This is a genomic window from Lentzea kentuckyensis (genome assembly GCF_002150765.1).
Taxonomy (GTDB): domain Bacteria; phylum Actinomycetota; class Actinomycetes; order Mycobacteriales; family Pseudonocardiaceae; genus Lentzea; species Lentzea kentuckyensis.
Genome location: NZ_MUYM01000102.1, coordinates 73,370 through 82,710, shown reverse-complemented (window position 1 = coordinate 82,710; position 9,341 = coordinate 73,370). Strand labels below are relative to the sequence as shown.

The 9,341-nt window shown below is 67.7% G+C and carries 8 protein-coding genes; 4 read left to right on the top strand and 4 right to left on the bottom strand.

The annotated features are described in order from the left end of the window. Positions 1 to 103: 103 nt before the first annotated feature. Together B0F77_RS38250 and B0F77_RS38245 are read right to left on the bottom strand one after the other, a co-directional pair. Positions 104 to 748: a transposase gene (locus B0F77_RS38250; protein WP_086667935.1), complete on the bottom strand. Its 645-nt coding sequence runs from the start codon at positions 746 to 748 to the stop codon at positions 104 to 106. A gap of 305 nt (positions 749 to 1,053) precedes the next feature. Continuing rightward, the gene (locus B0F77_RS38245; protein ID WP_086667934.1) at positions 1,054 to 1,677 is read right to left on the bottom strand and encodes a TetR/AcrR family transcriptional regulator; all 624 of its coding nucleotides are present in this window, start codon (positions 1,675 to 1,677) and stop codon (positions 1,054 to 1,056) included. 293 nt (positions 1,678 to 1,970) lie between these two features. Here B0F77_RS38245 and B0F77_RS38240 point away from each other — a divergent pair, with 293 nt between their 5' ends. Then, positions 1,971 to 2,912 carry an alpha/beta fold hydrolase gene (locus tag B0F77_RS38240; RefSeq protein WP_086667933.1) on the top strand — a complete coding sequence of 314 codons (942 nt, stop codon included), beginning with the start codon at positions 1,971 to 1,973 and terminating at the stop codon, positions 2,910 to 2,912. Positions 2,913 to 3,189: 277 nt separating this feature from the next. Next, positions 3,190 to 4,431: an FAD-dependent monooxygenase gene (locus B0F77_RS38235; RefSeq protein ID WP_245849188.1), complete on the top strand. Its 1,242-nt coding sequence runs from the start codon at positions 3,190 to 3,192 to the stop codon at positions 4,429 to 4,431. Between the two features lie 211 nt (positions 4,432 to 4,642). Here the strand turns inward: B0F77_RS38235 and B0F77_RS47400 are convergent, their stop codons facing one another. Beyond that, positions 4,643 to 4,876: a hypothetical protein gene (locus B0F77_RS47400; RefSeq protein ID WP_342746886.1), complete on the bottom strand. Its 234-nt coding sequence runs from the start codon at positions 4,874 to 4,876 to the stop codon at positions 4,643 to 4,645. Positions 4,877 to 5,126: 250 nt separating this feature from the next. Between B0F77_RS47400 and B0F77_RS38225 the strand changes: the two genes are divergently transcribed. Together B0F77_RS38225 and B0F77_RS38220 are read left to right on the top strand one after the other, a co-directional pair. Further along, the gene (locus B0F77_RS38225; RefSeq protein WP_086667931.1) at positions 5,127 to 5,942 is read left to right on the top strand and encodes an oxidoreductase; all 816 of its coding nucleotides are present in this window, start codon (positions 5,127 to 5,129) and stop codon (positions 5,940 to 5,942) included. A 108-nt stretch (positions 5,943 to 6,050) separates the two neighbouring features. Then, complete coding sequence (locus B0F77_RS38220) at positions 6,051 to 6,893, top strand: alpha/beta fold hydrolase (RefSeq protein WP_086667930.1); 843 nt, start codon at positions 6,051 to 6,053, stop codon at positions 6,891 to 6,893. Positions 6,894 to 7,299: 406 nt separating this feature from the next. Here the strand turns inward: B0F77_RS38220 and B0F77_RS38215 are convergent, their stop codons facing one another. Then, a complete protein-coding gene (locus tag B0F77_RS38215; protein ID WP_086667929.1) occupies positions 7,300 to 8,943 on the bottom strand; it encodes an FAD-dependent oxidoreductase in 1,644 nt (547 codons plus the stop codon). Positions 8,944 to 9,341: the final 398 nt, after the last annotated feature.

Here is a 9,341-nt window from a genome sequence, read left to right as displayed (position 1 = left end):
GAGTCCCTGGCGGCGTACTCCGGAGAAGCAGGTAGAGATTCGTCTCTACCTGCTTTTCTGCATTCTGCCCGCTCATCCTGATTCTCCGTTTCTACGTTGTGGATCATGGTTTGCGAGCCCGAGACATCCCTGGGATTAAGGGGTCACGCCGCAGCGACGTGGTGCGCCCACGCGGTGGCCTCGTCGTAGGTCGTGCGGCTGGCGAGGCAGCCGTGGACGATGCCGACGAGACGGTTGGCGAGGTGGCGCAGGGTGGCGTTGTGTGGCACGCCGCGGGCGCGTTGGCGGTCGTAGTAGGCCCGTGCGCCTGGTGAGGTGCGCAGGTCTTGCGGCCGGAGGCGATGGTGACCGGGCTGGTACCGGCGTAGTTCTTGCGCGCTTTCGGGCTGGCGCAGCGGGTGCGGTCGTCCCCGAACTCGCCGAGTGCGCTGGCGCTCAAGGTCTCGCCCATACCCGGCTGAGACAGGTAGATCTCCGCGTCCGCGTGCTTGCGCAGGCGTTTGACCGTCTCGTTCTCGATAGCGGTGACCTCCGCGACGACCGCCACCGACGACTTAACCGTCACGGCGTACGCGCGTTGCAGAGCCATGGGCACGCGGAGATGCTCGGAGTTCAGAGCCGCGTGAATCCCCTCCGCTCGCTCGTCGATCTTTCGCCTGCCTGCACGCTGGAGCGCCGCGATGATCTGCTCCCGCGTGACTTTGACCGCGGCATCTGGGTCCGGGGCGCGCTTCAGCAGGTCGAGCACGCCAGGAGCGCCTCATGCCGACCCGGACACTGGCCCGAATTCCTGCAAACGCGGTCCGAGTTGGCGGAGCGGCAGCCGAAGTACCACCGTCTGCTGGCGGCGAGGCGTTCGGCGACTGAGCGTGCAGTTCAAGCCCGGCGACACCGCGCATGCGGTGGAGCAACTCGACTGGATGCGGGCTCAATTCTTCGACAACCGCCCACACGACCGCCCGGCGGCGCGGAAACCCACGGGCCCTGCCTCCGCGGCGTCGAAGTGGGCCGACCGCATCAGATGCCTGTGCAACGAGGCCGGCCGTGCCCTTCTCAGCGGTGGCGCGGGCGAGGCAGCAATGCGAACGCGCTCTCCGCGATCGAGGTCAGGCGGTCGGGACTGTGGCCGTATGCGCCTACGACATCGCTCCCGCGGATGATGGTCAGCAGAAGGTAGGCAAGGTCGTCGGGATCCGTGTCGGAGTCGATGTCGCCGTTGCGCTGCGCCGCTCGCACACACTCGGCCACCGCCGTTTTGACCACGGAGAAGCAGTCGTTGGCCAAGCGTTCCACCTCGGGGTCGGAGGCGCCGAGTTCCAGGGCCATCTTGGCGGCGAAGCAGGCCGCCGCCGCCCGGTCAGGGGCGGGGGGTACGTCGTCGGCGAGTGGCACCCCGTGGACGGCGCGGAGCAGGTACGTGCGCAGTCGTTCCAGGGCGCCCTCGTCCGGTCCCTCGAGCGCCTTGGGCGCAAACTGCCCCAGCCGGGCGAAGTACCCGGTCATCGCCTGCAGCAGCACGCCGTGCTTGCCGTCGAACGCGGCATAGAGGCTGCCGCGACCCAGGCCGGTGGCGGCGCTGATGTCGTCGACGCTCGTGCCGTTGTAGCCCGAGACGCGGAACTGCCGCTCAGCGGCATGGAGGACGTGGTCGCGGTCGAAGCTTCGTGGTCTTGCCATACCCAGAAGGTAACGCCGACCTGCCGTACTTGACAACTCAGTACAGAACTACCTATGTTTCCGACAGTTCAGTACATAACCATCCTGAGCTTGCCGGACCGGCTTGGTCCGGGCGTGCAGGACCGCGACGCCGCGAAGGCGGCTTGGCGGTTGAACCCATGACGTTCAGGGCGTAGCACGCAGCTCGGCGCAAGAACGAGCCAGCCGATGAAGGCTGCTCAGAACCAAAACTTCGGAGGACCTCATGACCGCGGTCAGTACGGACAACACCGCACCGGAAGGCACGACATCCCGTGATTGCTGCTGACGAGACGTTCGACGGCACGTGGCCGTATCCCGCCCGTTTCAACGAGGCTGCCGGCTTCCGTCAGCACTATGTCGACGAGGGCCCCGAGCGGCCCGGTCAGACGATCGTCATGCTGCACGGTGAGCCCACGTGGGGCTACGAGTGGCGCCATCTGATCGGGCCGCTGTCACGTCACCATCGGGTGGTCGTTCCCGACCACATGGGCTTCGGCAAGAGCGAGACGCCCCAGGATCGCACGTACGACGCGAGCGAACACATCCTGAATCTCGAATCGTTGCTCGTCGACACGCTCGATCTCACGGACATCACCCTGGTGGTCCGTGACTGGGGCGGCCCCATCGGCACCGGGTTCGCATTGCGCAATCCCAGCCGGATCTCCCGGATCTTCGCGGTGAACACCGTGCTGCCTCTCGCCGAGGGCATCGAGGATCTGATGAAGGCCAACGGCGCCGAAAGCCGGTGGTTCCAGTGGGCCCAGTCGGCGCTCGCGGACGGTTCGTTCGAGCAGATCCTCGGACAGGCGGGTCACACCATCGCCCACCTGATGATCGACCTGCAACATGTCGCCCGACCGGAGATCGCCACGCCGACCTGGATCCGCGCGTACTCCAGCCCCTTCCCAACCCCGGCGCAGTCCCGCGGTGTCATCGCGTTCCCCCGGCAGGTCCTGGAGGGCCCGCAGGGCCCGCCGCCCGTCCCACCGCCTATGGAAGCTGTCGCCGCGCTGCGAGGCCTGCCGGCGATGCTGGCGGTCGGGATGCGCGACACCGCACTGCTGCCCGAGTACGTGATCCCTGCGTTCAAGCTCAGCTACCCCGACGCACCTGTGGTCGAGATCCCGGGCGCCGGCCACTTCCCGACCGAGGACGCTCCCGAGACGCTGCTGGCACTGCTCGAACTGTTCCTGCAGACGTCCGCGCGCTCCTGAAGGCTCCAGGGGATCTCCGAGGTAGGCCCACAAGGGGCCACAGGATGATCTTGAAGCCCTGAGATCTCAGCCCGTCATCCCCTCGCCTTCGTTGGCGAGGAACCGACCTGTTCTTCCCGCCTGGAAACCGACCAGTTTCCAGGCGGTCTTCAGCCATGCCCAGCAAGCAAGCGGCAGGAGCGTCCCGCCGAGGTCAACGCCACACCCCGCCTCGACGACTCCACATCCTCGGCTTCCGGAACGGCCGACCCACCCCAACCAGCTGAAGGACACGACAATGACGGAGCGCAATCCCATGGGCAAGAACACGACATCGCGACAGCGGGCCCTGGTGGCCGGCCTCGGGATCAGCGGGATCGCCTCCGCGCTGCGACTGCATCGCGCGGGCTGGGACGTGGTGGTGCTGGAGAAGGCCCCCGAGCGGCGCCGCGGCGGATACTTCATCGCCCTGTTCGGGACCGGGCTCGCCGCCGCCGAACGGCTGGGCTTCGCCGATGCGGTGCCGAATCGCTTCGCTCCGGAAGGCGTGAGCTACGACGTCGACCGCACGGGCCGGCGCCGCCGCGGTCTGAGCTACGCCGATGTGTTCGGCGGGTCTCGAATGGTGATGCGGGGCGACGTCGAAGACGCGGCCTTCACCGCCCTACCCGACGAGGTCGAGATCCGGTACTCGACCGTGCCGATCGCGCTGGACCAGTACCTCGACGGGGTGGACGTCGGGATCCGCGACCTGACGACGGAGACGACGACCGTCGAACGGTTCGACCTGGTGGTCGGGGCCGACGGACTGCGCTCGACGGTGCGCCGGCTTGCGTTCGAGCCCGAGCAGAGCCCGATCCGTCGGCTGAACTACATGATCGCCGTGTACGGCCTGCCCGAGCCGGTACCCGGCTACCGCCCACAGGACGGGCTGATCATGGCCGAGGCGGGCCGATCGGTGTGGGTGTTCTCGTTCGCCGACCGTCCGCCGTCGGTGCTGTTCTCCTACCGCACCGACGACGTGGACGCCGAGTTCACCCGGCCGGCCATCGACTCGCTGCGCGCCGCCTACGGCCCCGAGCCCACCGGCTCCACGCTCGGTTGGCTGCTCGACCAGTTCGAGAAGGCCCCGGACCACCTGTTCGACTCCGCCGAGCAGGTGCACCTCGACCACTGGCACCGCGGCCGAGTCGTGCTCGTCGGCGACGCCGCGTGGTGCCTGACCGTTTACTCCGCCATGGGGGCATCCACCGGCCTGGCCGGAGCGGACCTGCTCGGCACCATGCTGGAACGCCACCCGCACGACGTTCCACGAGCGCTGCAGGACTGGGAGGACCACCTGCGCCCGTTCATCGACCACCACCTCGGCAGCGGTGTGAGCATGCGCGGTTTCTTCACCCCGGGCAACCGCGCCGAGTTGCTACTTCGATCCATGATGATCCGCCTCGCCCGGCTGCCGATCGCCGGCCGGCTGGTCGCCAAGGTGATGACCAACAGGGCGCGGATGAAAAGTCTGGACATCGCCGCCGCTGCAGCGTGAGTGGAGTTCCTCGAATACGAGCGGGAGAACGAGGTCGTCTGCGCCCGCAACTTCGTCGAACGGATGCTCGGACGCAGGTCGCGGCCGCGGACGACGAAGGAGCCGGGTCCGATGCTAGTGCGTGCGTTGTTGAGGAACGAACGCAGCCGCCCGATGTAGACATCGTGCAGTTCGCTGGCCATGTCCGTAAGGCGAGCAGCCACAGCACAGATCAGCCGCGGTCGGCCCTGGGTAGTCGCAGCGGCCGGTAGCCATCGGTGTCCAGCTTGGCCAACTCGCCGTCGATGTCCACCGCGCGGGTTCCGTAAAAGTTGACGTTGGCGTGGTGGCTGGGCCAGATGTGCGCCGACACCTCATCGTTGCTGGGCCGGTCGGCACGCCGCAGCGCGGTCACCGCCAGGCCGTAATAACTCGGTGCTCCAGGTAACGATGCGTTGGTGGCCACCGCCAGGCACCACATCTGCTCCGACTGCTGCTCGGGGCGCCGGCGCCGGACCGCTCTCTCGCCGGCGTAGACCAGTTCTTGACAACTTGGTACAGAAATGCCTATGTTTCTGACAGTTCAGTACACAACCATCCTGAGCTTGGCGGATCGGCTTGGTCCGGTTTGCCGGACCGGTGCGGACCGTGTCGACCTGAGCACAGGCGACCCCGCACAGCACGACGAAGTCATGCCCACAACCGAAGGAACCACCATGCAGACAGCTTCCCCAGTGGCTCTCGTGACGGGAGCCTCCTCCGGGATCGGGCGGGCGGCAGCGCTCGCCCTCGTGGACGCCGGCTTCGCGGTGGTCGGCACGAGCCGCAACGCGGCGAACGCCGAGCCGCTCGCCGGGGTGACGTTCCTCGATCTCGACGTGGCCAGCGACGAGTCGGTCCGCTCCCTGGTCGAGGAGGTGATCGAGCGGTTCGGCCGGATCGACGTCCTGGTCAACAACGCGGGCGTGGGCGCGGTCGGCGCCGGCGAGGAGAGCTCGATCAACCAGGCCAAGGAGGTCTTCGACATCAACGTCTTCGGCCTGATGCGTATGACAAACGCAGTGCTGCCCCACATGCGCGCCCAGGGCAGTGGCCGCGTGGTCAACGTCGCCTCGGTACTCGGTCTGATCCCAGCCCCCTTCATGGCCGTCTACGCCGCCACCAAGCATGCGGTCGAGGGCTACACCGAGTCCGTCGACCACGAGCTTCGCGAGCACGGCGTCCGGATGCTGCTGGTCGAGCCTGCCTACACGAGCACGAGTTTCGAGGCGAGCAGCCTGGCGCCCGACTCGCCCCTGCCGGTCTACGCCGCGCAGCGGGAGGTCGCCCGAGACGTGCTGGCCACGGCCGTGCGCACCGCCGACGACCCGAACGTTGTCGCGAAGGTGATCGTCGCGGCCTCCACCGACTCCAAGCCCAAGCTCCGGTACACCGCCGGCTCGATGGCCGCACGCGTCAGCCTCCTGCGCCGGATCGTGCCCTCGCGCGCCTTCGACAAACAAATCCGCAAGCTCAACCGACTGGCCGGCTGACCCCGCAGCACACCCGGCGCCTGAGCAGACGCCCATGTCCAAAACCAGAGACACCGAAGCCAGCACCAGCATCTCTCGTCCGACCGCTCTTGAAAAAGGCTGACACACATGAAGTTCGAACACGTCACCTTCGACCTGCCACACGGCACCTTTCACGCGCTGCAGGGTGGTGATCCCGACGGTCAACCGACGCTCGTCTTGCACGGCTTCCCGGACCATCCGCCGACCGCGAAGCCCTTCCTCACCGAGCTCGGCCGCCGCGGACGTCACGTCCTCGCACCCTGGCTTCGCGGCTACGCGCCGTCCCCGACCGCGGGGCCGTTCGACTTCGCATCCCTCACCAGCGACGTGCTTGCGCTGATCGACCGCTGGTCTCCCGGGCGAGCCGTGGAGTTGATCGGCCACGACTGGGGCGCCCTGATCACATACGATGCCTGCGCCACCGCGCCGGAGCGGATCGAACGCGCGGTCACGCTCGCAGTCCCCCACCCAATCACGTTCCTGAGCCGGCCGCGCCTCGCTCAGCTACGCCGGAGCTGGTACATGGGGCTCTTTCAACTGCCGGGAAGCGGCTGGATCGCCACCGCCCGCGATCTCGCCTTCATCGACCGGCTCTGGCGTCAGTGGTCGCCCGGCCTCTCGCTCGATCCAGCTCTGCAGGCGGAGCTGCACGAGCACCTGCGGGCGAGCATGCCCGCGCCTCTCAAGTACTACCGGGCGATGCTGCGACCCGGCATGCTCGGGGCGACGCGCCGCCTGTCTCAGCCGATCGCGGTGCCCCTGCTGCAGCTTTACGGTGCCGACGACGGCTGCTTCCTCCCCCCGCAGGTCGACGACCGACATCGGTTCGCCGCCCCGCACGCGTTGGAGGTCGTCCCCGACGTCGGTCACTTCCTGCACATCGAGGCCCCCGAGGCGATCGCGGAACGGATCGCGGCATGGGCCCAGTAACGGATTACTCGACCCTCGCGGCGAGATCACCGGGACGGGCGGCGCGGGGCGGACTCTGACACGGCGTTGTTGCGGACGGCGGGATGGCGCGGATCGCCGCCCAGTGACCAGCGGTGCAACCTTCAAACCGGTCGGTCAGAACCGTCAGGTGAACGCTGCTCGTCGATGACGGCGACCATCAGCCGTTGCAAAGGTCGAGCTCTCCGACGAAGAAACTTGCGGCCGCCTTCAGAATCGCGTCCTCACGCAGCCGACGGTTCTCTTAGTTCTCCTCGATCGTGGCCCCGGGTGCCTCGCCGCCGTCAATCTCGGCCTGGGCGACCCAGCGCCACAACGACTTCTGCCTACCGCGACCTGCTTGGACACCGTCAGCACCGCCGCGGTATTTGGTCGGGTAAGGCTCGGGTCAGAACGTCCTTCTGCTGGCGAGGTAAGCGTGGACTGCGGAGATGACCACGGATCCTTCGCCGACGGCCGATGCCACCCGCTTGACGGAGTTTGCGCGCACGTCACCGACGGCGAACAGCCCGGGTATCGAGGTGGCGAAGCTGTCGTGGGTGCACACGAAGCCCTTGGCGTCGAGGTCGACGCCGATGTCGTGCAGCCAGGTCGTGCAAGGGTCCGCGCCGATCATGAGGAACAGTGCGGCCGCGTCGAGTTGTACGTCCTGGTCGCGGGCGCGGTCGTGCCAGGTCAGCCCGCTGAGCCGGCTGCTGCCATGGACGGCGGACAGTTCGCAGCGAGGGTGCACGGTGATCCGCTCGTGGTGGGTCAGGCGCTGCGCCAGGTAGTTCGACATGGTGTCGCACAGGTCATCGCGGCGGATCAGGACGTGGACGTGGCCGGCGTTCCGCGCGAGAAACAGGGCCGCCTGGCCGGCGGAGTTGGCGCCCCCGACCACGACGGCGTTCTGCCCGGAGACCGTGTTGGCTTCCAGTTGGCTTGCGGCGTAGTAGACGCCACGGCCTTCCAGGTCGGCCAGGCCAGGCAGGTCCAGGCGCCGGTAGCGCACGCCGCTGGCGATGATCACTGCTGAGGCGAGGATGTCGTGCTCGTCGTCGAGCCGCACCCGAAACCCGCCGGGCACCTGCGACAGCCCAGTGACTGAGCGGGGTGACAGAAGCCTGGTCCCGAACTTGACCGCCTGCAGCATCCCCGCTCGTGCCAGTTCAACCCCGGACACGCCGCGGTAGAAGCCGAGGTAGTTCTCGATCCGTGACGAGCTGCCGGCCTGGCCGCCGATGGCGACGTCCTCGACGACGACCACGTCCAGTCCCTCCGACGCCCCGTACACAGCAGCGGCCAGCCCCGCCGGTCCGGCGCCCACCACCAGCAGGTCACACCGGGAATCGTCGGCGGTGCCCCACAGGTCGATTCCCAGCGCGGTTGCCAGGTCACGTGTGGTCGGCGCTGTCATCACGCGGCGCTGTGCCGTGACAACGGCCGTACCGGTCTCGGGCAAGGCACAGGTCTGCGCCAGTTCCGACCACGCCGACGGGTTCGAGCGCAGCACCGTCCGGTAGGGAATCTGGTTGCGTTCAGCGAAGTCCTGGAGGCGGTGCAGGTCGCGGTCGTCGTCTCCGGCCAGTACCAGACCGCCCTCGCCCTTCCTGCTCAGGAAGCGCCGCCGGGCGTCCAAAGCGGACAGCACGACATCGCTCAGCTCCCCTGAGATCTCCACCAGCCGGCGCAACTCTTCCACCCGAACCCGCAGGATCGCGGTCTCCTCCATGGCCACGCCTTGGAAGACGGCGCGTTGCCCCATCAACATGCCCAGCTCGCCGACGAAGTCACCAGCCTCGATCACGAAGACAACCCGGTCGTCCCGGCGGTCCACGAGGAGCACGCCACCGGTCAGCACGAGGTGCAAGTCGGTGGGATCACCGGCATCCCACAGCAGCTCGCCGGGCGCGGGGTGCAGCTCCTCACCGGATGACCGCAACAGGTCCAGGGCGTGTTGGCTCAACACCGGGAAGGCCAACTCATCAACCTCGTCCAGCCGACGGGACGAGTAATGGGTCAGCTCGTCCGGCACGGGGATGATGCTCATGCTTCTCCCTTACCTGGCAGGCGAATCGCTCCGGTCGCGATTCTCCTCCGCTCGTTTTCGACGCTTCTTTGTGGACCTTCAGGGGCGTTCGATGATGCATACCACACCTGCGTTACCGCGCCGGAGCGGATCGAACGCGCGGTCACGCTCGCAATCCCCCACCCGCTCACGTTCCTGAGCCGGCCGCGCCCCGCTCAGCTACGCCGGAGCTGCGAGCTCCCCGACGGGCAACACCGACAGATCCAGTGTGTGCCCGTCCAAGCGCGGTAAGTGGGCCAGCTTCTCCAACTCGCCCTTGACCGCCGCCGGCGTCGCCTGCGTCGGCCCCGACTTCCGCTTGCCTGGGCTCAACTCTCTCGCCACGGCCATCGCGGCCGTGCCCAACCACCACAGCGAGA